This window comes from Helicobacter equorum (genome assembly GCF_900198655.1).
GTDB classification, from domain to species: Bacteria; Campylobacterota; Campylobacteria; order Campylobacterales; family Helicobacteraceae; genus Helicobacter_F; species Helicobacter_F equorum.
In genome coordinates this window covers 72,176-93,862 of the sequence record NZ_FZPO01000008.1, presented here as the reverse complement: position 1 = coordinate 93,862, position 21,687 = coordinate 72,176, and the positions used below count along the sequence as shown (strand labels likewise).

The 21,687-nt window shown below is 38.1% G+C and carries 20 protein-coding genes; 10 read left to right on the top strand and 10 right to left on the bottom strand.

The window, feature by feature from the left end:
* Positions 1 to 96: 96 nt before the first annotated feature.
* On the bottom strand, positions 97 to 300 hold the full coding sequence (locus C6H22_RS01855; protein ID WP_095627051.1) for a hypothetical protein: 204 nt from the start codon (positions 298 to 300) through the stop codon (positions 97 to 99).
* Positions 301 to 460: 160 nt separating this feature from the next.
* Between C6H22_RS01855 and C6H22_RS01850 the strand changes: the two genes are divergently transcribed.
* From C6H22_RS01850 to C6H22_RS01840, 3 genes are read left to right on the top strand one after another with little or no spacing between them, the layout of a single operon-like run.
* Positions 461 to 670, top strand: a complete 210-nt coding sequence (locus C6H22_RS01850) for a helix-turn-helix domain-containing protein (protein WP_104693647.1) — start codon at positions 461 to 463, stop codon at positions 668 to 670.
* Positions 671 to 719: 49 nt separating this feature from the next.
* Positions 720 to 1,658, top strand: a complete 939-nt coding sequence (locus tag C6H22_RS01845) for an AAA family ATPase (RefSeq protein WP_104693632.1) — start codon at positions 720 to 722, stop codon at positions 1,656 to 1,658.
* A gap of 20 nt (positions 1,659 to 1,678) precedes the next feature.
* Positions 1,679 to 2,494: a DUF58 domain-containing protein gene (locus tag C6H22_RS01840; RefSeq protein ID WP_104693631.1), complete on the top strand. Its 816-nt coding sequence runs from the start codon at positions 1,679 to 1,681 to the stop codon at positions 2,492 to 2,494.
* A gap of 6 nt (positions 2,495 to 2,500) precedes the next feature.
* On the opposite strand, the gene C6H22_RS01835 is transcribed toward C6H22_RS01840, so the two are convergent.
* From C6H22_RS01835 to C6H22_RS01795, 9 genes are all read right to left on the bottom strand, one after another.
* Positions 2,501 to 3,829 carry a peptidase U32 family protein gene (locus C6H22_RS01835; RefSeq protein WP_104693630.1) on the bottom strand — a complete coding sequence of 443 codons (1,329 nt, stop codon included), beginning with the start codon at positions 3,827 to 3,829 and terminating at the stop codon, positions 2,501 to 2,503.
* An 8-nt stretch (positions 3,830 to 3,837) separates the two neighbouring features.
* A complete protein-coding gene (locus C6H22_RS01830; RefSeq protein WP_104693629.1) occupies positions 3,838 to 4,524 on the bottom strand; it encodes a chemotaxis protein in 687 nt (228 codons plus the stop codon).
* Positions 4,525 to 4,861: 337 nt separating this feature from the next.
* Complete coding sequence (locus C6H22_RS01825; RefSeq protein ID WP_104693628.1) at positions 4,862 to 5,137, bottom strand: DUF362 domain-containing protein; 276 nt, start codon at positions 5,135 to 5,137, stop codon at positions 4,862 to 4,864.
* 106 nt (positions 5,138 to 5,243) lie between these two features.
* On the bottom strand, positions 5,244 to 5,744 hold the full coding sequence (locus tag C6H22_RS01820) for a chemotaxis protein CheW (protein ID WP_095627057.1): 501 nt from the start codon (positions 5,742 to 5,744) through the stop codon (positions 5,244 to 5,246).
* Positions 5,745 to 5,748: 4 nt separating this feature from the next.
* Positions 5,749 to 8,139 (bottom strand): chemotaxis protein CheW, encoded by a 2,391-nt coding sequence (locus tag C6H22_RS01815; RefSeq protein ID WP_104693627.1) that lies wholly within the window; start codon positions 8,137 to 8,139, stop codon positions 5,749 to 5,751.
* A gap of 55 nt (positions 8,140 to 8,194) precedes the next feature.
* Positions 8,195 to 9,139 carry a chemotaxis protein CheV gene (locus C6H22_RS01810; RefSeq protein WP_104693626.1) on the bottom strand — a complete coding sequence of 315 codons (945 nt, stop codon included), beginning with the start codon at positions 9,137 to 9,139 and terminating at the stop codon, positions 8,195 to 8,197.
* A gap of 16 nt (positions 9,140 to 9,155) precedes the next feature.
* On the bottom strand, positions 9,156 to 9,899 hold the full coding sequence (locus C6H22_RS01805; protein WP_104693625.1) for a metallophosphoesterase: 744 nt from the start codon (positions 9,897 to 9,899) through the stop codon (positions 9,156 to 9,158).
* A 1-nt stretch (position 9,900) separates the two neighbouring features.
* Positions 9,901 to 10,926 carry an N-acetyl-gamma-glutamyl-phosphate reductase gene (gene argC, locus C6H22_RS01800; RefSeq protein WP_104693624.1) on the bottom strand — a complete coding sequence of 342 codons (1,026 nt, stop codon included), beginning with the start codon at positions 10,924 to 10,926 and terminating at the stop codon, positions 9,901 to 9,903.
* On the bottom strand, positions 10,923 to 12,311 hold the full coding sequence (locus C6H22_RS01795) for a M20/M25/M40 family metallo-hydrolase (protein WP_158654585.1): 1,389 nt from the start codon (positions 12,309 to 12,311) through the stop codon (positions 10,923 to 10,925). The genes argC and C6H22_RS01795 overlap by 4 nt, the downstream gene beginning before the upstream one ends.
* Positions 12,312 to 12,422: 111 nt before the next feature.
* On the opposite strand from C6H22_RS01795, the gene C6H22_RS01790 reads away from it, so the two are divergent.
* From C6H22_RS01790 to C6H22_RS01760, 7 genes are all read left to right on the top strand, one after another.
* Entirely contained in the window at positions 12,423 to 13,850 is a 1,428-nt protein-coding gene (locus C6H22_RS01790; RefSeq protein ID WP_104693622.1) for a mannose-1-phosphate guanylyltransferase/mannose-6-phosphate isomerase, read from the top strand.
* A gap of 64 nt (positions 13,851 to 13,914) precedes the next feature.
* A complete protein-coding gene (locus C6H22_RS01785) occupies positions 13,915 to 16,140 on the top strand; it encodes a heavy metal translocating P-type ATPase (protein ID WP_104693621.1) in 2,226 nt (741 codons plus the stop codon).
* A gap of 23 nt (positions 16,141 to 16,163) precedes the next feature.
* The gene (locus tag C6H22_RS01780; protein ID WP_095627065.1) at positions 16,164 to 16,361 is read left to right on the top strand and encodes a copper ion binding protein; all 198 of its coding nucleotides are present in this window, start codon (positions 16,164 to 16,166) and stop codon (positions 16,359 to 16,361) included.
* Positions 16,362 to 18,080: an ABC transporter ATP-binding protein gene (locus C6H22_RS01775; protein ID WP_104693620.1), complete on the top strand. Its 1,719-nt coding sequence runs from the start codon at positions 16,362 to 16,364 to the stop codon at positions 18,078 to 18,080.
* Positions 18,081 to 18,174: 94 nt separating this feature from the next.
* The gene (locus C6H22_RS01770; RefSeq protein ID WP_104693619.1) at positions 18,175 to 18,936 is read left to right on the top strand and encodes a fumarate reductase cytochrome b subunit; all 762 of its coding nucleotides are present in this window, start codon (positions 18,175 to 18,177) and stop codon (positions 18,934 to 18,936) included.
* A gap of 11 nt (positions 18,937 to 18,947) precedes the next feature.
* Positions 18,948 to 20,930 (top strand): fumarate reductase flavoprotein subunit, encoded by a 1,983-nt coding sequence (locus C6H22_RS01765; RefSeq protein WP_104693618.1) that lies wholly within the window; start codon positions 18,948 to 18,950, stop codon positions 20,928 to 20,930.
* On the top strand, positions 20,930 to 21,661 hold the full coding sequence (locus C6H22_RS01760) for a fumarate reductase iron-sulfur subunit (protein ID WP_104693617.1): 732 nt from the start codon (positions 20,930 to 20,932) through the stop codon (positions 21,659 to 21,661). Before C6H22_RS01765 ends, C6H22_RS01760 begins: the two co-directional genes overlap by 1 nt.
* Positions 21,662 to 21,687: the final 26 nt, after the last annotated feature.

Genomic DNA, 21,687 nt, shown 5'->3' with positions numbered 1-21,687 from the left:
ATTTCGGTGGCATTGTATCCAAAAAAAGTAAAAATATCCTAACTCTTATAGTTTTATACTAAAAAAAGTTTATAGTATATATATAAAGTTTCTTTATTAATTATTATAAGATTTAGATTCCAATTCGTGCTGTTGGCGAAATTCATATGTTTGAGCCAAGATTTGTAAATGTTTATTTTTTAATTCCAAAACAATATTTTTTAGCTTCGCAATATCTTGTTTTTCTAACTGCAAAAGTGCTTGTGTGTTAATTTTAAGATTGGACATCATATCTAATGCGTTTGTATTTTTGGATTCCATAAAAACCTCTCCCTGTGGTAATTTTAATGATTAAAATATAACATTATTTTTATTATAAATTACTTATTTTATACTCTTTAGAGTATTTATAAATAATAATTTATACTCTTTAGAGTATTTTTTAAGTTTTTTATGGAATATGTTTTGCTACATAGGGCGTATGGATAAACGAACATTTAAAACATTACTAGCGCGCGCAAACCTTAGCAAAAAAGAATTTGCCCAAATGGTGGGGATTACCCCACAAAGCGTTAATAACTGGGGTTGTAGCAAAGAATTTCCCTATTGGGTTCAAAGTTATTTGCAAAACTATATAGAAGTGCTTGAGTATAGGGCACTCAAAGAGCGTTTGAAAGAAGTTATAATTTAAGTAGCATATGTTACAATACGAGATGTGATGCGATAAAAGGGGCTTATTGATGACATATACACACAAGATTCTTCAGCTAAAAGAGCAGCTTAATGCCTGTATATTGGGACAAGAAAAACTTATTGATATGGTGCTTATAGGTGTTTTTGCACAAGGACATATACTCTTAGAGAGTGTCCCAGGACTTGCCAAAACTACTCTTGCCAAAACCCTTGCCAAATCACTTCAACTTAATTTTAAGCGAATCCAATTCACGCCAGATTTACTCCCTAGCGATATTTTGGGAGCACAAGTGTATAATCCCAAACAAAATGACTTGCAAACGCGTTTTGGTCCAATCTTTACCAACATCTTGCTTGCAGATGAGATTAATAGAGCACCCGCAAAAGTCCAATCCGCCCTCCTAGAAGCTATGCAAGAGCGTCAAGTAACTATAGGGGAAGATTCCTATCTACTCCAAAATCCCTTTATAGTTATCGCTACTTCTAATCCTATAGAATCCGAAGGAGTCTACACACTCCCTGAAGCACAGCTTGATCGATTTATGCTTACAATTCCTCTAAGCTATCCTGATAGCGCAAGTGAGGTGCAAATCTTACAAAACAAACACCATAACAAAGAGATTCTGCCAATCCTTGATGCCTACGAATTAGAATCTATCAAACAAGCGATACAAGCAATGTATTGTGATGAAAGCCTATATGCCTACATAGTAGCACTTAGCAATGCTACACGCCAAAATATCCTCATAGAAAATGTCCAAGCATTAAGATTAGGGGTTTCGCCACGCGCAAGTTTAGATCTAAGCCTTGCGGCAAAAACCTATGCATTTTTGCACGACAAAGACTATGTAAGTCCTAGCGATGTGCTACATGTGCTACCTTTTGTATTTGCACACAGAATCTTGCCTAGTTTTGAAGCACTCGCCATGGGGATAGATTCACAAAAAATCCTAGACTCCATCATCGCGCATGTGCCAATCCCCTAAAGAGAATCTAGCAAAATCATATGCTACGCTTTGGTAAAAAACTCCCTTTTGTCAATCTCCAAAATGCATACACGCACAATCTCATAGCACAAAATGGTGATTTTCTTGAATTGGATGAATATCTATATGGTCAAGATGCGAGATTACTCGCTCCAAAAGCATGTCTCAAATATCACAAACCAATGATAAAAACCTTTCAACAAGAAACCCTTTCATATTTGCATATTTTTTTACTTCCAAGTCAAAGTTTATTGCTATACACACCTACAAAACTCTCTGCAATCGTGCAACTAAGCACACTCTTAGTCCATAGCGCACAAAAATTTGGCATAAAACCCATATTGCATTATCTTCACTCACGCTCACCACAAATTTACACAACACCCACGCACATATATACAATGCTACACTCACTTCAAGATATAACATTTTCAGCCAAAGATCAACTCAATCATAGCACAGAAATTTTTCATCACATCGTAGCACACAAACACAAAAAAGGCTTAGGTGTCATAATAGGAGATTTTTACAAGCTACAAACCGCGCATATCTCAAAAATTTCTCTCAAAAATTATTTTGCATTGTATGCACTCTGTGTGCGAACCAAGCAAGAATGGGAGCCAGATTTCCTAAAGTTGGGGCAGACATATCAATTTTGTGATATACAAACACAAGAAACATGTGAAGATACAATCTCTCTTGCACAATACAAAACGCGCTTAACGCACCTTGATACAAAACTCCGTGCGTATTTTTCGCGTATGGGAGCAAAACTCGCGTATGTTAATCCACAAGATTCACTCTTAAATCAACTACAAAAAATCTTTTATACTTAAATCTTATTATAACTCTTGGCGCAAAAAGCTAAGTGCTGGTAGCGGTAATGGTAACAGGAAGGAATTTGTATTGCCACTATGGATAGAATCTAGCTCTTTGCCATTTTCTAAAACAATCTTAAAAAATCGCATATAATATCTACCATCACGCTCAAAAATCTCACCTAGCTCATTTTTACCACATATAATTTCTGAATCTAGTGGCACAACAATTTCTAATGCCATGTTTGGGACAATAGTATGTTTACAAAGCGCCACCTTACCACTATCATCTACTTGTGCATTGACTTGGTAGCTTCCCTCACTTATGGCGCTTTGGTGATTTTGTGTGTCAAAGCGTTGATATGGACGATGCACAAGATACCCATCGCTAAATCCTCGATTTTTCAATGTGTGTAATTCAAATTGATACCAATCTTCATCAAATCTACCATTATAATAATCATCAAGTGCTTTGCGATATGTGCGTGCAGTGATAGCAGCATAATACGCGGACTTGGTGCGTCCCTCGATTTTAAGTGCATCAATGGCGCTAGAATCCAAAATCTCTCTTAAATGGCTTGCAAGATTTAAATCCTTAGAGTTAAAAATATGCGTGCCTACACCTTCTTCCTCTTGAAGTCTCATTAACACATCATTATCAGGATTTTTGACATAAAATTCATGTCCATCAAATCGCACAAGCTCATTATTTTCAAGGTTTCTCACATAATATTCATAATCAAAACGGCAATCATTAGCACAACTTCCACGATTAGGAACTCTACCATTTTGCAACGCAGAAATCAAACAGCGTCCAGAAAAAGCAAAACACATAGAACCATGCACAAAAATCTCTAATTCCAAATCCGGTAAAGCCTTTTTTATTTCTATCGCATCTTTTAGGCTTAATTCACGCGCCGCAACAATGCGCTTCACACCCATTTCATAAAAAACCTGCGCATCCAAAATATTTAACACATTGGCTTGAGTGGAAAGATGGATAGGGATTTGAGGTGCTATAGCTTTGGAGAGCTTAAGCACACCCGGAGTCGCTATGATAAATGCATCAGGTTGTAATTCCGCCATTTTAGCAATGTGTGATTCTAAAAGCTTAAGTTGAGCGTTGAAAGGAAAACCATTGATTGTTACATAGATTTTTTTACCTAATGCATGTGTATATTTTACTGCCTCTGCAAAAGTTTCAAAATCAAATTCCTTGCCAGATCTTGAACGCAATGAAAAATGACTAACACCACCATACACAACATCTGCCCCATACGCAAGGGCAATTTTTAATTTCTGAAAATTCCCTGCAGGAGACAGGAGTTCGCATTTTTTTTGAGAATCTAACATGAGAAAATCTATCTATTACCAAACGAAGCAATTAATGCTTCAATGTCATCATCACTTGCGATATCATCTTTATTATCACCCGAAATATACACAGCAGAACTCACACGCTTACTATCATCAATTTTCCCTTCAAAAAGAGAATTCATATATTGTGCAAGAGCACGCATCACATTAATCACACGCTCAATTTTTTGACGATGAATATCTTGATATTGCATAATATCCATAGCCTGCATAGACGCATCACTCACATCATCGCAATAACCTATAATTTCCTTAATTGCATTCTTATTGCTAAGTATTTCCTCCATGGTTTTTGTAAAAGTCTGCACATGAGGAAAACTTTCACAAAGTCTACCAAAAAGCTCTTCTTGAGATTCTAGAAATTTCTTAACCTGCTTGAGTTTTTTTGTGGCATTATCAGCTGCAGATCCCATAATTTCAAGCTGATCAAAAATCTGTGTAGCCTTAACTTCAGAATCTTTAGTAACATCATCAAGCTGATGAACGACCTTGTGATCCTCTGTGGGTGGCGGAGGTGGCCATTTTTTATCTGCCTCCACACGATAATTTTCTACATCAATACCTGGTGATTCATTTGTTGTAGATTCTTGTGGTGTGGATTCTTTATCTTGTGTAGCAATTTCATCAAGATTATCACTATTCATAAGCATATTGAGTTCTTCTTGTGTCATACACACACCTTCAACATAAGTTTTATACCTTCGAGATTATAATGTATTTTCTTTTATGCTTTTGTTAAAAATGATAAATTTATAAATTTATCAACAAGCATTACACTTTATGTCTCTCTACTTTCTTAGAGCATACCTCATATATCTATGCAACATTGATAGTAACTTTACAAACATAAGAAAAAATTCTTAATATTTTTTCACAGAATCCTATAAGCAACACAGATCTAATTTTATGACTTATTTAGAAATTAGAAAAATGAACTTTATAAGTGAAGTTAAAGTAAAAGGAGGGTTTTGAGTATCTCAAAACCCCAAAGAAGTAGTTTCTACAAAATTACACACAAGGATGTGTACCATCTCTCATATCTGTACCAATATTCTCTCTGTTTGTTGAACCAAGCTCACTCCATACAATGCAACCATCGGTGGGACATGCACTTGCACAAGCAGGTTGTTCATTGTGTCCCACGCATTCTACGCATTTATTAGAATATACATAATAAATGCCTTCACCTGTTGGGTTATCATCATCATCTACGATTGCTCCCACCGGACATTCATCAATGCAAGATCCACAAGCAATACAAATATCAGTTATTTTAACAGCCATCTTTTTCTCCCTTACATGTATTATATTTTGGTGTAACCAAAATCAAAGTATAAAAACATTCATCTTAAAATAAACTAAATAATAAGAAAGTTAAATATTATTTAATCTAAAAAGCTTTCTTCAAAAGATTCTCAACTCGCAAAATTGTAATAAGCCTATCTTCACGCTTACCAATACCTTGCATGAAATTCTCACCTTCTCCAATAGTCTCTGGTACAGGATCTATATCACTTTGATTAATCCGCACTGCCTCGTTGAGTTTGTCTATCACAAAACCTGCAACTTCATCTTTATATGTTACCACAAGATAGCGTGTGTCTTGATCTTGCTTGATAGCTGATAATCCAAATTTTAGACGCAAGTTTATAAGTGGAAATACGCCACCGCGCAAGTTAAACACACCCATAACATAATTTGGAGTCCCTGGCACTCTCGTGTATTCCATAGGTTTAATGATTTCTTTAACATTAAGAATAGGCACCGCAAACTCCTCACTCCCTACCATAAAGCTTATAGCTTGGAGTGTATCATCATAAAATGTATTGTCCTCGCCTTGTGTTTTTTTCTTTTGTTGTTTTTCAAATACTTCTTTTAATTCTTCATTCATAATCTTACTCCCCATCCGTTACAAGATTAATATTTCGCTTCACCACATTCGCAAGATATTCAGGTGTATATGGCTTTGTAATATATTCTGTCATACCAGATTCTACACCACGCATTCTGTCAGTTTTGCTACTTCTACTTGTCACAGCAATAAGTGGCAAGTTTCTAAATTTATTATATTTACGAACCTCTGAAGCAAATGTGTAACCATCCATTTTTGGCATCTCAATATCAACAAGCACAGCATCAAGTTGCTTATCGCCATTTTTAACAATATCTAAGGCTTCCAAACCATTTGAAGCCTCAAGCACTGTAACACCCAATTTTTTGAGACATTTTTTCATAATAGCACGATCGGTGCTACTATCATCAATAGCAAGGACAACATAGTCGCTTGGCGAGTTTTTGGTTTTTTGTGCCTCTACCTCATCAAGCAATTTATTAATGCTCACTTTCACACTCTTAGCCATCGTCATCATACCAGCAACATCAACAATCAATGTGATCTTACCATCGCCTCGCACCGTAGCCCCTGTAATACCTTCAATGCCTTTGAGATAATATCCAAGAGATTTAATCACCACTTCCTCTTGCCCTACGAGATAATCCACAATCACACCAATTTTTTGATCAGCTAATCCGATAATAACCACATATACATCACTCATCGCTTCAAGCACAGAATCTACCTTAAAAATATCTGCCAATCGGACAAGCGAAAGAACCTCATCACGAAGTCGTAACACACTCTTGCCATCAACGGTGTAAATCTCATCTTGACTAATGCGAACCGTTTCAATCACTGATGAAAGCGGAATAGCATAGTATTCTTCTTGCACACCAACAAGCAATGCTTGCATAATTGCTAGTGTCAAAGGAATTTTTAGCTTCTGTGTTGTCCCTACGCCTTTTTCAGATTCTATTTCAATAATACCACTGAGTTTTTCTATATTGGTTTTTACCACATCCATTCCTACACCGCGTCCAGAGACATTAGTGATAGTTTTGGCGGTAGAAAATCCTGGTTTAAAAATGATTCCAAATGCCTCTTTATCCGACATAGAATCCGCTTCTCTTTCGCTAATCAAACCTTTTTCAATCGCTTTTTGTTTAAGTATTTGTGCATCAAGACCCTTACCATCATCAGTTACTTCAATCACAATATGATTGCCCTCATTGTAAGCCTTAAGTTGCACAGTTCCCATAGCAGACTTGCCCAATGCCTCTCTATCCTCTGGAGATTCAATACCATGATCGCAAGAGTTTCTAATGATATGCACCAATGGATCACCAATCTCCTCCACAATAGACTTATCTACCTCTGTTTCTTCACCTGTGATAATGAGATCGATATTCTTATTAAGCTCTCTAGAAAGATCGCGCACCATACGTGGAAACTTATTAAATACCTTGCCTACTGGCTGCATTCTTGTTTTCATAACTGCAAGTTGCAAATCCGTAGTCACGGAAGATATAGAGGACACTACTTGATTAAGCTCTTCGAGAAATTTTTCACCATCATAGCGTTCCTCTACATCACCATAGATTCGGATAAGCCTATTTTTACCTAGCACCAATTCTCCGATGAGATTCATCAAATGATCTAAGCGACGCACATCAACGCGAACTGTTTGTTCAACATTGGTTGCTGGAGCACCACCATCTTCTTTTTTGGCTACTTTTGGAGCTACTTGCGGGGCAGGTTTTGGCGTCTGTGGAGTAGCAGTCTTTGGAGCTTCTTGAGGCTCACTTGGTGCCTGCACCTTAGGTGCTACGCCCTGTTTTTTGAGTTCCTCTCGACGTGCCTTATCGGCTTCTTGTCGTTTTTTCAAAAGTCTCTCAATCTCTGCTTCTACTTGCTGAGTACTCATTGATGAATAATCTAAATCCGGTTCATCAGAAAGTGGATTCTCTGATGCTTGCGCACTTGGTGCTTGTGGTGCTTGATCGGCCGGTTTAGAATCTTGCTTACTTGCTTCTTGTGCTGGAGCCTCTTGCTCACCCCCATCTCCTGAAACCTCTTGAAGTCGTTTAACAATGTCTGTGATATCAATGCCACTATTTGCATCTGTCCCATTGTCTCTAATCGCACTTAAAAGCGCTTTCATAAGATCTACAGACTGCAACACTACATCCATCACATCGGGAGTGATTTTTAATTCTGCGCGACGTGCCTTATTTAGCACATCTTCCATATGGTGAGTTAGGCTTGTCAAAATATCAAAATTTAAAAATGAACTTGAGCCTTTGATTGTGTGTGCTACACGGAAGATTCTATTGAGAAGATCTAAATCTTCAGGATTGCTCTCCAATTCTACCAAATCCTGATCAAGTTGTTCGACCATCTCGAAAGCTTCTATAAGAAAGTCTTCCATTATTTCTTGCATATCATCCATTGCCAAACCTCACTTTCAAAAATTAAACTTTTCCCATTCTAACAAAAAAATTTTTTTATTTTGATAAAATCCGCGATATTTCGTCATAAAATAATCCGGCATCAAATTTTACCAAATACGCCTCCGCCCCAATTTCTTTTCCTTTTTCCTCACTAAGTTTATCACAAATAGAAGAATTAAAGACAATTGGGATATTTTTAAAGCGATCATCGTTTTTAACTTGTGCAGCAAAATGAAAGCCATCCATTTTTGGCATTTCCACATCTGAAACGATAATCTTTAGATGCTCACCAAGTTCATCATGATATTGCCCATAAAGCTGCTCTAATTTCTCTATGCCATCCTCACCATTCACAGCTTCCACAATGTCAAATCCAACATCTTTAAGCGAGGTTCGCAAAAGCTTACGCGCTATGAGACTATCATCTAAGATTAAAGCTGTACCGCTAAATTTTGGTACTTCTCTTTGGCTACCATCTTCGTTTATCATCGCTTTCATCGGATCATAGAAGTTACAATCATCTAAAATCCCCTCCAAATCAAGAATAAGCAATGTCCTGCCATCCTCTATGCGCGTTGTTCCTGTGATTTTCCCACGCTGATTATCATTACTCACACTAAATGCTGCACCTTCGATATCTTTCCAATTAATACGGCGGATTCTCTTTGCTTCGTGGATAATAAAACCAATCTTGATATTATTAAACTTCGCTATAATCACTTTTTTATGCACTCGTGATGGGTCTGTCTGCACGCACATCCATTTACCCAAATCCACTAACGGCAGAATCTCTCCGCGCAAATCAAATGTCCCAACTACATAATCGGGTGCAGCAGGAAGATCAAAGATGTGATCAGGGAATTCTACTACCCCATCAACTTTAGAAACATTAATTCCATACACACCCTCATAATGTTCGCTATTATGCATTTCATAGATTCGAAAATCTACCAATTCCATTTCGTTTGTTGCAAGATTTAAAAGATTCTTCTTAGCCATTTCTACTCCAAAAACATTAACGATCTGTTATCTTGGATTCTAACTCAAAAATTCTTCTATCAACATAAAATGAAGGTAAGCACACATATAAAGTATTCTCTTCTTTTGTATTGACATAGGTGCTATGATCCAAATGAAAATGTCCCTCGATAATCGCTTGAGGCATCACATTGCGCTTACAAAAATATTTCTTATAAGCCTCTACCCGTCGCACACAAAACGCTTCATACTCTCCATAAAATCCACGAATACGCTTAGAATCTATACTTTTTTGGAGAGTGCGATATACATAACCATTCGAAAGCCAATCCACACACCCCAACGCCCATAACCCAAAACATGAATTTAGCACATTAATATACAACCTATATCGGACATTCAAAAACAAATCGCCATGTGCTAAACTCACTATCATACCTTTATAAGTCGCTATAAGTGGCTGATGTTTGCGTGGCACAAATATCACTTGTGGCAAAATCTGTGCTAATGCTTGTAACCCAAAATCGTGATTGCCCTCTAGCCAATAGACACAACTGCGTTCACTAAGTCTTTGTATGCACTCAAGCAAGGCTTTGTTAGATTCTATGCTTGTTGCGAGATTGCCTACAAGCATTTGGGCAATATCACCCATAAGTAACACCTGTGAATTTTGCAAAGCATTCAGACATTCCAAAAGCTCTACATCGCCATTTTTCCAATGCGAATCTGCAATGCACACCACATCATCATGAAGCACTATAGGCTTTATGTCACTTTTCATTTCACCATCCCACTTGTGGTATGCCAGATTCTGGCGCAAAACCACACATTATGTTTGCATTCACTACCGCTTGAGAACTCGCTCCACGCATAAGATTATCAATCGCACTATTGACATACAATGCACGACCCCGTTTGAGGGCATACACATCACACATATTACTCCCACGCACATTACTTATGCGTACACTTTCAGAACAGATTCTTACAAATGGCGAATCTTTATAGGTTTGCTTCAAAATCTCCAAAGGCTCTATATCCATACATTCCTCCTTTAGTGTTGCAAAAACACTCACAAGCATACCGCGCGTAAAGGGACATAAATGCGGGATAAAATTCACCCGCACACATTTCCTACCAAAACGCTCACATTTTTCCTCAATCTCTATTTGATGGCGATGCGTAAGGGGCGCATAACTAAAAATATTTTCATTGATATTTGGATAATGTGTATCATCTGTGAGTTTTTTACCCGCACCACTCACACCACTTTTTGCATCAACAAAAATCTCACCCTCAATATAATCCAAAAATGGCAATAATGCCAAAAGTGTCGCAGTGGGATAACAACCTGGATTTGCCACCAAAGAAGCTTTAGTAATTTCATTATGTGCATATTCTGGTAGCCCATATACAGCATGTGTAAGCCCATCTATATCGATATGCGGACAATACACTGCCTCATAATGCTTAGCACTCAAACGATAATCCGCGCTCAAATCCACTATTTTTATCCTTTGAGAATCTCCCTCATAAGCCCTTAGTGCCTTGACAAACTCCATAGCACTTTTGTGTGGTAAAGCCAAAAATACTACATCGCATTGCGCACATACATCTTGCACACAAGCCTTAGAAACTTCTAAATCTAAGACATTATAAAATTCTTTATGCACCTCACTTAATGGCATGCCACCTTGGGTGTTTGCTACATAGATTAATCTAAAATAAGGATGCTTATAAAGAATTTTTACCAAATCTGCCCCTGTGTAGCCACTTACCCCAACAATCCCTGCACGCAATGTTTTCATACTCTCAATCCTAATGCTTGTAATGTCCCTTCCAAAATTGCCACAAAAGCCCTTAAACTTTCAAGATTCAATCGCTCCTTTGTGCTATGAGGAAACTCAATAGTTGGACCAATGGAAAGAATCTTTGTAGCATTTGGTTTTTGTAACTCTTGCAACCTCTGTCCCAAAATCCCACATTCTAATCCTGCATGAATCTGTGTGATGTATGGCGCAATCCCATTTGCCTTATACAGCTTTAAAAGTACAGCCAAAAGTGCATCATCATCGCTAATGCTGCGTTGCCACGCACTATAAAAATCACTATATGCCACACCAAACCCAAATGCACCTAAAAGCGTGTGAATACGCCGTTGCATACGCACTAATTTCGTATCATCATTTGCACGAGCAAAAAGCTCAAATGTTAATACCCCATCTTGTAAATGCACACATGAGAGATTGAGTGAATCTACCACACTTTTGGTGCTAGATTCTATTTCATACACTCCGCTATGTAACGCAATAATGGGCGAAAGAATGTCTTTACTTTCATAAACTTTGTGTGTCATTTGAATAGAAATGCCTAAAGGCTGCAAATCCTCTGTAGATTCTATACGTGTGATAGAAAAATGCGCATTTGCATAAGCACACAAATCTTTATCTCCATATACCACACATTCCACACCCACAGGGATAGAGTTTCGCTTCTCTCCTGCATGCAACGCAAGAATCTGCACTGGTTTGTCCATAAGAAAATGCGCAAATTCCACAATCGCATTAGGGATATTTTTGTGTATATCCACACCACTATGTCCACCCACAAAGCCATGTGATCGTATCACAAACATCTCATCAAAAGTCCTCATACAAGGGTTTAAATGAAGCGTTGCATTTATATCCACACCACCTGCACACCCTAGCACAATCTCATGTATATCTTCAGAATCTAAATTTAGTAGCACATCAGATTCTATAAGCATATGGAGATTTTTTGCTCCTAGCATACCTACCTCTTCATTACTAGTGATGAGGACTTCAAAATTACTCATTCTCTCACCAAGAGCCAACATACATGCCAAAGCAATCCCATTATCTGCGCCCAAACTCGAATCTTTTGCGCACAGATATGACACTCCTTTTATATCCTCCTCATAAGTTTGTATAGCTAGATTCTGTGCTGCACGACCCACACACACCATATCATAGTGTCCCTGCAAACAACACACTGGCTTTGTACTTTGAGAATCTACTTTTTTTGCATAGATATTATATGCCTCATCACTACTTACTATAAATCCGAGGTTTTCTAAAGTCTTTGTGAGATACAAAAAAAGCTCTTGAGTATGAAAGCTCCCATGAGGAATAGCACAGATCTGTGAAAAATACGCCAACACTTTTTGATACATCATCTCCCCTTAAGGCGTTTTATCGCTAAGTTTGCTATAATTTTTGCCATTATAACTTAACTTCAAGCAATATTGAGTATCTCAATATCGGTTATCTTAAGGAGACTTTTTATGACTATTAGTATACTTTGTGGCGGATCTGGCACGAGGCTTTGGCCACTTTCACGAGAACTGCTTCCCAAACAATTCGCACCAATCCTTCCAAACACTCAAAAAGATGCTACAGATTCACGCAATACACTTTTTGCGCACACACTAAAGCGCAATCAGATTCTCACAAAAACCCATAATGCCGCCTTTAGTGTCATCACAAATGACAAGCACTTTTTTTTAGCCAAAGATATTGCACAAGAAGTTGGCATATCTATAGATTCTTATATTTTAGAATCTCTTGCCAAAAATACTGCTCCTGCCCTTTGTTTTGCTGCATTACAAGCCACAGAAAAAAAAGAAGATGAGATAATTCTTGCCCTGCCAAGCGATCACCTCATCAAAGATGAAGATCAGTATCTTGCATGCATATATAAAGCTTTGGATTTGGCACAAAAAGGTTTTCTTGTGACGTTTGGGATTACACCCACTGCACCACACACAGGCTATGGCTATATCAAGGCACAAAATGGTATTGTAGAACAATTTGTCGAAAAACCTGATCTTCCCACAGCACAAAAATATCTGCAAAGTGGTAAATATTTTTGGAATAGTGGTATGTTTTGTTTTCGTGCTGATGTATTTTTGCGTGAATTACAAGCCCACGAACCAAAACTCCTTGAATCTTGCACGAAAGCCTATATCCAAAGCAAACACACTGCACCAAATGCACACACAATCCGCCTAGAGCCTAAAGTATGTGAGGATATACAAGAAATTAGTATAGATTATGCACTCATGGAAAAAAGCACAAAAGTGGCTTGCGTGGATGGGACTTTTGTATGGAATGATGTGGGAGGATTTGAAGCACTAAAACAAGAGTGGCAAAGCGATGAAAAAGGGAATGCTACAAAAGGAGCGTATGTCCAATTAGATTCAACAAACAATTTTATTCTTTCTGACAAACTCGTAGCAACTATTGGTATAGATAACCTCGCGGTAGTCAATAGTGGAGATTGTTTGCTCATTGCCCCACTAAACCAAACACAACGCATTAAAGAACTTATCCCGATCCTCAAAACAACATATCCAGAATCTACACAGATTCACAATACAGCACACAGACCTTGGGGAACCTATAGTGTGCTTTTAGAATCTCACACATATAAAATCAAGCAAATTATCGTTAAGCCAAAACATAGACTAAGCTTACAAAAACACTTTCACAGAAACGAACATTGGATTGTAGTAAGTGGTAGCGCGCTCGTGCAAATTGGGGATAAAGAAGTATTTTTAAAAGCTAATGAATCCACATATATCCCTATGGGTGCTTCACATAGACTAGAAAATCCGGGTAAAATCCCTCTAGTGCTTATAGAAGTGCAAATGGGTGAATATCTAGGTGAAGATGATATTGTGCGTTTAGAAGATGATTATAAACGTTCCTAAAATGTAATATTATATACTCTTATATATAATTTATATCCATGTATCATATTGTTAGAGGCGTATTATGAAAGAAGCACATTTTTATATTGATGGCATGAGTTGTTCAGCGTGTAGTAGTGGTATTGAGCGCGCACTTTCACGCAAACCTTATTGCAAAGATATACAAGTTAATCTTGTTAGCCAACAAGCACAAATTACCTATGATGAAACCCAAATAAGCTTAGAAGAGATTTTTACCTTTATTGCTAAGCTTGGTTATACACCTAGCATGCTTCCAAACCATAGCGTACAAGATTCTCCGCAAGGTATATTTGCGCGTTTTAATGCTCTAGATTCTGCATTATTGCCACCTAAAAGGCGTCTCATTTTTGCTAGTATTTTTACACTTATCACACTTATATTTGCGCTGAATGCGATGTTTGGATTTCTTAACTCACATTTTCTTATTTCCATAAATGCAGATTCTCTTATTATGCTTATTAGCACACTCATTGTTATGCATATGGGGCGAAACTTTTATTTCAAAGGCTTTAAGGCTCTCATCGCGAGAAATCCCACTATGGATTCACTCATCGCACTTGGCACAAGTGCAGCATTTTTATATAGTCTCAAAGGCATGATTGATATTTTTGGCTTAGGGATTCACGCGCATTTGTATTTTGAAAGCGTGAGCGTGATTTTATGCTTTGTGATGATTGGAAAATATATCGAAAATACCTCCAAAGACGAGGCTAAAAAGAGTGCGAATTTTTTACTTGAAATCAACCAAAAAAAGATTCTTAAACACACACAAGATAATGAATGGATAGAAGTCTTGGCACAAGAGGTACAAAAAGATGATGTAATTAAAATTCTACCTGGTGATGTCGTGGTAGTAGATGGGTTTGTGTTGGAGGGGCAAAGTAGCGTTGATGAAAGTAGCATCAATGGTGAAAGTATCCCTGTGCTTAAAAAAGCTGGAGATTCACTCTCTTCTGGCTCTATCAATCTTGATGGCGCACTTATCATACAAGCCACGCAAGTAGGTGCACAAACAATCCTAAGCCAAATCTTTACGCTCATCAACAATGCCACACAATCTAAAGCCCCAATTGGAATTTTAGCCGATAAAATTGCTGGGGTCTTTGTGCCATTTGTGATATGTATCGCGCTTGTGGCTGGAATATTTTGGTGGATTATGCGTGATTTTAGTTTTGGACTTGACATATGCATTGCTACGCTTGTAATTTCTTGTCCTTGTGCGCTTGGACTGGCTACGCCTATGGCATTTTTGCATGCTAAGGCAAAAGCTCTCAAAATGGGCGTATTTTTTAAAACCGCGAGTTGCCTAGAATCTCTTAGTAAAATCACACATATCGTTTTTGATAAAACTGGCACACTCTCTGAAGGGCTAGAAGTTTTTGATATCCAAACTCACATAGATAGGCAAGAATTTCTCTCGCTTGTATATAGCTTAGAATCTAATAGCACTCATATCATCGCTCAAGCACTTATTACATATGCCAAAACCCACAATGCCACATATAAAGTGGCGCAAGAATTTAACTCTGTAACTGGATTTGGGATACGGGGCAAAATAGAAAATAACACCTATCTTTTGGGCAATCTCGAATATATCCAACAACACATACCAAACCTCCACAATCCGTACCAAAACTACCAACAATCCGCCAAACTCATTGTATATCTAGCAGATTCATATAATATTATTGGAGTGTTGTATTTACGCGATTTACTACGCCAAGACATTATCCCTACACTAGATTCATTACGCACACAAAATCTTCATATCACTATGCTAAGTGGCGATACCAAACAAAGCGCGATACAAAGCGCACAAACTCTAGGTATTAAAGAAGTTATAGCACAGGCAAAACCCAAAGATAAGCTAGACTTTATCACGCACACTAAAGCACAAAACCCAAACGCACAGATTCTTATGATTGGTGATGGGGTCAATGATGCTGCCGCACTCAAAAGCTCAGATGTTAGTATGGCATATGCAAGTGGCAATGATGTAGCGCAAAATTGTGCTGATATTATTATCTATAATCGCAATGCAAAGGCAATCCTCAACGCCTACAACCTAAGCAAAGCGACAATTGCAAACATAAAAGGAAATTTATTTTGGGCTTTTGGGTATAATATTGTCTTTATTCCCATTGCTTGCGGGGCATTGGGAGGATTTGGAATATTCTTAGATCCGATGTTTTGTGCATTAGCTATGAGTCTTAGCTCTATAAGTGTTGTGCTTAATGCCTCGAGGTTACGAAGATTCTCAATTCTGTAAAGTTTTATTAAAGGAGTGTGATTATGGAAATCACATTAAGTGTAAATGGTATGAAATGTCAAGGTTGTGTCGATAAGCTTGAAAAGTTTGTAGGCGAGTTAGAAGGTATAGAACGCATACAAGTAGATTTACCTGCTAAAAGCGTGAAAGTAGAATTTAATGCTCCTGCTACAAAAGAGCAAATTTGTGAAGCTATCTTAGATGCTGGATTTGAGCTATAAGTGAAAACTCTTATTCAATTTTTTAGACGCTTTTTGCCCTACATCAAGGGGCACTACACTTCATTTTTAATCGCTGTTGGCGCATCGTTGTTGGCAGCACTCTGCACAGCAGGGGCAACTTATATGATTGAACCATTGCTAGGCACACTTATGGGAAAAGTGCCAAAAGATACGCCATTTTTTAGCTTTGAAAATATGGCAAAAAATAATCTTCTTGCGATTGCTATGCCACTTTTGATTATCCTTATTTATTTTGGTAAAGCTGGTGGCACCTATGTCCAATCTTATTTTATGAATTTTATTGGGCAAGATATTGTCCGCCAAGTGCGCGATAAAATGCTTACGCATATGCTAAGTCTTGAGCTAAACTTTTTTAATAAAATGCGTGGTGGGGAGCTTATGTCTCGAATCACAAATGATATTGGCATCATTCGTATGGCAGTGTCCAACTATATTACTGATTTTATTCGAGAATTTAGCACGATAATTGGACTCATCTTTGTTGTCTTTTATCAAAGCCCAAAACTTGCCATTATAGGACTTATTGTCATTCCTCTGGCAATCATACCAATAAATATCATTATCCGAAAAATGAAAAGATATGCACGATCCTTGCAAGAAAAAAATGCAGACATTACCTCCAAACTTACAGAAATTTTTAATAATATCGAAATTATCAAAGTAAGCAATGGCGAAGCTCTTGAGGCGCAACATTTCAAAGAACAAAACAAACAATTTCTTAAAATCAGTATGAAATCTGTGCGCGTAGGAGAACTTACCTCTCCACTTATGGAATTCCTTGGGGCAGTAGCATTGGCTGTAATCATCTATATGGCGACAATAGAAATTCATGCTGGGAATCTTAGCGCCGAAGAGTTTGGATCATTTGCTGCTGCACTTTTTATGATCTTTACTCCATTTAAAAAACTTGTCAATCTTTGGGGTAATATGCAAAATGCTATTGTTGCAAGCGATAGAATCTTTGAAATTCTTAATAAAACTTCAAACATTACAGATGGTACACACATCCTCCATAAACCAGTAGATTCTATAAAGATCAAAAATGCAACTTTTTCATATGAGCAAACACACGCCTTGCAAGGCGTTAGCCTAGACTTTAAACGCAATGAAATCATCGCCTTGGTAGGCAAAAGTGGCAGTGGTAAAAGCACATTGGTAAATCTCATACTGCGTCTTTATGAATGCGATAGTGGTGAGATTCTCATTAATGATAAAAATATCAAAGATTACACACAAAAGAGTTTGAGAGAAAATATTGCCATTGTGACGCAGAGAATCTTTATTTTTAATGATACGATTGCCAAAAATGTCGCCTATGGTATGGAAGTAGATGAAAATCGCGTAATAGAAGCCCTAAAGAATGCACAAATGTATGAATATGTCCAAGCTATGCCTCAAGGGATTCACACGATATTAGATGAATTTGGCACGAATTTAAGTGGTGGTCAGCGCCAACGCATAGCCATAGCTAGGGCAATGTATAAAAATCCCGATGTATTCATACTTGATGAAGTAACAAGTGCGCTAGATTCACAAACCGAAGATTTAATCAAAGAGGCTATTCATCTCATTCGCAAGGATAAAATTATTATTCTTATTGCTCACAGACCAAGCACGATTGAACTTGCTAATAAAGTCGTAGAAATTGGTGAAGGAAAAGTAACAAAAATACACGAGCAAGAAAAAACTTTCTTATAACATTTTGGCTTCTTAATCTTTTTAAAAGTATTTTGTCCTAAAATCAGAGCATATTCACTTAATGAGGAATATAACATAATGCTAAGGAGAAAGTATGCAAGAAGAAAAAGTGATTGAGAGTTACACAGGCGTAACTTCAGAACGCAAGCATAGCAAGATTCCAGCAAAACTGGATTTTTACCAAAGTGCTACGGGCTTGTTTTTGGCGTTATTTATGATAGCGCATATGTTTTTTGTCTCAAGCATTTTGCTTGGCAAAGAAGCAATGTATGCCGTAACCAAATTTTTTGAGGCAGATTTTTTATTTGAGGGTGGCAACACGATTATCGTCAGTATCGTAGTTGCAATTGTTATCATTGCATTTGTTACACACGCATTTTTGGCAGTGCGAAAATTCCCTATTAACTACAGACAACTTTTGTCTTTCAAGGTGCATAAAAACCTTATGAAACACGGGGATACAAGTTATTGGGGCTTACAAGTTCTTACAGGCTTTGCACTCTTTTTCTTGGGGAGCATTCACCTCTACATCATGCTTACCAAACCAGAAACCATTGGTCCAAGTACTTCATCATATCGCTTTGTGCAAGATCATTTTTGGCTTTTGTATTTAGTGCTTCTTATTGCAGTAGAAGTTCATGGATCCGTAGGTCTGTATAGACTTTGTATTAAATGGGGTTGGTTTGAAGGACTCAGTATCAAAACACTTCGCACTATCAAAATGGGCATGACAATTTTCTTCCTTGCACTTGGTATATGCACATATATTGCATATGTATCCATTGGTTTAGAATTAGATCCACAAAAAAGCATACAAGATTACAAAGCGCAAGATGTGCGAGATTTTGGTAAATAAAAGGAGAGCAGATGAAAATAACATATTGTGATGCACTTGTAATAGGTGGTGGATTGGCTGGACTTAGAGCGTCAATTGCAGCAAAACAAAAAGGCTTAAATACAATAGTCTTATCCCTCGTACCTGTAAAAAGATCGCACTCCGCAGCAGCACAGGGCGGTATGCAAGCCAGTCTTGGAAATTCAAAAATGAGTGATGGGGATAATGAAGATTTGCATTTTGCCGACACAGTAAAAGGGAGCGATTGGGGTTGCGATCAAAATGTGGCAAGAATGTTTGTAACCACTGCACCAAAAGCTATTAGAGAACTAGCATCTTGGGGTGTGCCTTGGACAAGAATTAAAAAAGGTGATAGAACAGCTATCATCAATGCGCAAAAAACTACCATTACCGAAGAAGAATTTAGACATGGCTATATCCATTCACGCGACTTTGGTGGTACAAAAAAATGGCGAACTTGCTACACTGCTGATGCTACTGGGCATACAATGCTTTATGCTGTGGCAAATGAGGCATACAAAAATGGTGTAGAGATTCAAGATAGAAAAGAAGCATTAAGCCTTATCCACAAAGATGGAAGATGCTATGGTGCAATCGTGCGCGACCTTGTGAGTGGTGAATTAAGTGCGTATATTTCTAAAGGCACACTTATCGCCACTGGTGGCTATGGCAGAATCTACAAAAACACTACAAATGCCGTCATCTGTGAGGGAACAGGTTTAGCGATTGCTATGGAAACAGGTGTTGCAAAACTCGGTAATATGGAAGCGGTGCAGTTTCACCCAACCCCGCTTTTCCCATCTGGAATCTTGCTCACCGAAGGTTGTCGCGGTGATGGCGGGATCTTGCGTGATGTAGATGGGTATCGCTTTATGCCTGATTATGAACCTGAAAAAAAAGAACTAGCAAGCCGTGATGTAGTTTCACGCAGAATGATTCAAAGAATTCGCGAGGGTAAGGGCGTTAAATCCCCATATGGAGAACATTTGTGGCTTGATATTTCTATTCTTGGACGCGAACATATTGAACGCAATCTCCGTGATGTCCAAGATATTTGTAAGGTATTTGCTGGTATCGATCCTGCTGATGAGGGAAGAAAAGGCTGGGCACCTGTGAAGCCTATGCAACACTACTCAATGGGTGGGATTCGGACAAATTACCAGGGGCACACATATCTACAAGGGCTTTTTGCTGCTGGCGAGTCTGCGTGTTGGGATTTACACGGCTTTAACCGCTTAGGTGGAAACTCCGTAAGTGAAGCTGTGGTAAGTGGTATGATTATTGGTGATTATTTTGCTCAGTTCTGTGAAAGCGCACAAACAGATATTTCTACAAATGTTGTAGAGACCTTTCTTAATAAGCAACAAAGCTATCTTGAAAATCTTCTTAATAATTCTGGTAATGAAGATGTATATGTCATCAAAAACCAAATGAAAGAAATTATGGAAGAAGATGTAGGGATTTTCCGCGAAGGCAAAGGCTTGCAAGATGCAGTAACACGACTAGAGGAACTCTATAAACGTAGCAAAAATATCCAAGTCAAAAACAAAAAACTTCACGACAATCCAGAACTTGAAGATGCATATCGTGTGCCAAGAATGCTAAAAATAGCACTTTGCGTAGCACTTGGAGCATTACAAAGAACAGAGTCTAGAGGTGCACATAGTCGTGAGGACTATCCAAAACGAGATGACCTTAATTGGCTTAAGCGCACGCTTGCAAGTTGGGAAGATCCAAACCAAACGCTACCAACCATTACCTATGAAGATTTGGATATTATGAACATGGAACTTGCACCTGGATTCCGCGGATATGGGGCCAAAGACAATATGATAGAAAACCCTCTCTCTGCACAAAGACAAACACAAATAGATGCTATCACGCAAGAGATTCAAAGCAAAGGTGGTGATAGATACGCTATCCAAGAAGCACTAATGCCTTTTGAGCTACAAAGCAAATTTAAGGCAAGAAACCAACGATTAGGAGATAAATAATGAGCACACAAGCAAGAACCTTAACTATTAAAGCATTAAAGTTTGATCCACAAAGTGCTGTTTCTAAGCCACATTTTCGAGAATATAAACTTCAAGAAACAGATTCTATGACTATTTTTATCGCGCTCAATCTCATTCGCGAACACCAAGATCCGGATTTGAGTTTTGACTTTGTGTGTCGTGCAGGGATTTGTGGAAGCTGTGGTATGATGATCAATGGACGCCCACGCCTTGCATGTCGCACACTCACCAAAGATCTACCTGAAATCATCACGCTTATGCCTCTACCGGCATTTAAGCTCATTAAAGACTTGAGTGTTAATACCGGTGAGTGGTTTGAGGGAATGACAAAACGCGTGGAAAGCTGGATACATTCTCAAAAAGAAGTAGATATCTCTGTATTAGAGGAGCGTGTGGAGCCTGAAGTCGCACAAGAAGTCTTTGAACTTGATCGCTGTATTGAATGCGGTTGCTGTATAGCTGGTTGCGCAACAAAAGTAATGCGTGAAGATTTCTTGGGAGCTGCTGGCATGAATCGCGTCATGCGATTTATGATTGATCCACATGATGAGCGTAGCGATGAAGACTATTATGAACTCGTAGGAAATGATAATGGTGTCTTTGGGTGTATGAGTCTTATTGCTTGTCATGATGTCTGCCCAAAAGAGCTTCCACTACAAAGTAAAATAGCCTATCTCAGACGCAAAATGGTAGCTGTAGGTATGAAATAGCCCCCATTCACTTCTCTTGTAACGCA

Excerpts from the sequence above, each read along its gene's own strand:
- C6H22_RS01760 (WP_104693617.1), top strand. The coding sequence starts at position 20,930 with ATGAGCACACAAGCAAGAACCTTAACTATTAAAGCATTAAAGTTTGAT.
- C6H22_RS01830 (WP_104693629.1), bottom strand. The coding sequence starts at position 4,524 with ATGACACAAGAAGAACTCAATATGCTTATGAATAGTGATAATCTTGAT.
- C6H22_RS01835 (WP_104693630.1), bottom strand. The coding sequence starts at position 3,829 with ATGTTAGATTCTCAAAAAAAATGCGAACTCCTGTCTCCTGCAGGGAAT.
- C6H22_RS01780 (WP_095627065.1), top strand. The coding sequence starts at position 16,164 with ATGGAAATCACATTAAGTGTAAATGGTATGAAATGTCAAGGTTGTGTC.
- C6H22_RS01845 (WP_104693632.1), top strand. The coding sequence starts at position 720 with ATGACATATACACACAAGATTCTTCAGCTAAAAGAGCAGCTTAATGCC.
- C6H22_RS01855 (WP_095627051.1), bottom strand. The coding sequence starts at position 300 with ATGGAATCCAAAAATACAAACGCATTAGATATGATGTCCAATCTTAAA.
- C6H22_RS01770 (WP_104693619.1), top strand. The coding sequence starts at position 18,175 with ATGCAAGAAGAAAAAGTGATTGAGAGTTACACAGGCGTAACTTCAGAA.
- C6H22_RS01850 (WP_104693647.1), top strand. The coding sequence starts at position 461 with ATGGATAAACGAACATTTAAAACATTACTAGCGCGCGCAAACCTTAGC.
- C6H22_RS01810 (WP_104693626.1), bottom strand. The coding sequence starts at position 9,139 with ATGGCTAAGAAGAATCTTTTAAATCTTGCAACAAACGAAATGGAATTG.
- argC (WP_104693624.1), bottom strand. The coding sequence starts at position 10,926 with ATGAAAACATTGCGTGCAGGGATTGTTGGGGTAAGTGGCTACACAGGG.
- C6H22_RS01785 (WP_104693621.1), top strand. The coding sequence starts at position 13,915 with ATGAAAGAAGCACATTTTTATATTGATGGCATGAGTTGTTCAGCGTGT.
- C6H22_RS01790 (WP_104693622.1), top strand. The coding sequence starts at position 12,423 with ATGACTATTAGTATACTTTGTGGCGGATCTGGCACGAGGCTTTGGCCA.
- C6H22_RS01840 (WP_104693631.1), top strand. The coding sequence starts at position 1,679 with ATGCTACGCTTTGGTAAAAAACTCCCTTTTGTCAATCTCCAAAATGCA.
- C6H22_RS01815 (WP_104693627.1), bottom strand. The coding sequence starts at position 8,139 with ATGGATGATATGCAAGAAATAATGGAAGACTTTCTTATAGAAGCTTTC.
- C6H22_RS01825 (WP_104693628.1), bottom strand. The coding sequence starts at position 5,137 with ATGGCTGTTAAAATAACTGATATTTGTATTGCTTGTGGATCTTGCATT.
- C6H22_RS01795 (WP_158654585.1), bottom strand. The coding sequence starts at position 12,311 with ATGTATCAAAAAGTGTTGGCGTATTTTTCACAGATCTGTGCTATTCCT.
- C6H22_RS01820 (WP_095627057.1), bottom strand. The coding sequence starts at position 5,744 with ATGAATGAAGAATTAAAAGAAGTATTTGAAAAACAACAAAAGAAAAAA.
- C6H22_RS01765 (WP_104693618.1), top strand. The coding sequence starts at position 18,948 with ATGAAAATAACATATTGTGATGCACTTGTAATAGGTGGTGGATTGGCT.
- C6H22_RS01805 (WP_104693625.1), bottom strand. The coding sequence starts at position 9,899 with ATGAAAAGTGACATAAAGCCTATAGTGCTTCATGATGATGTGGTGTGC.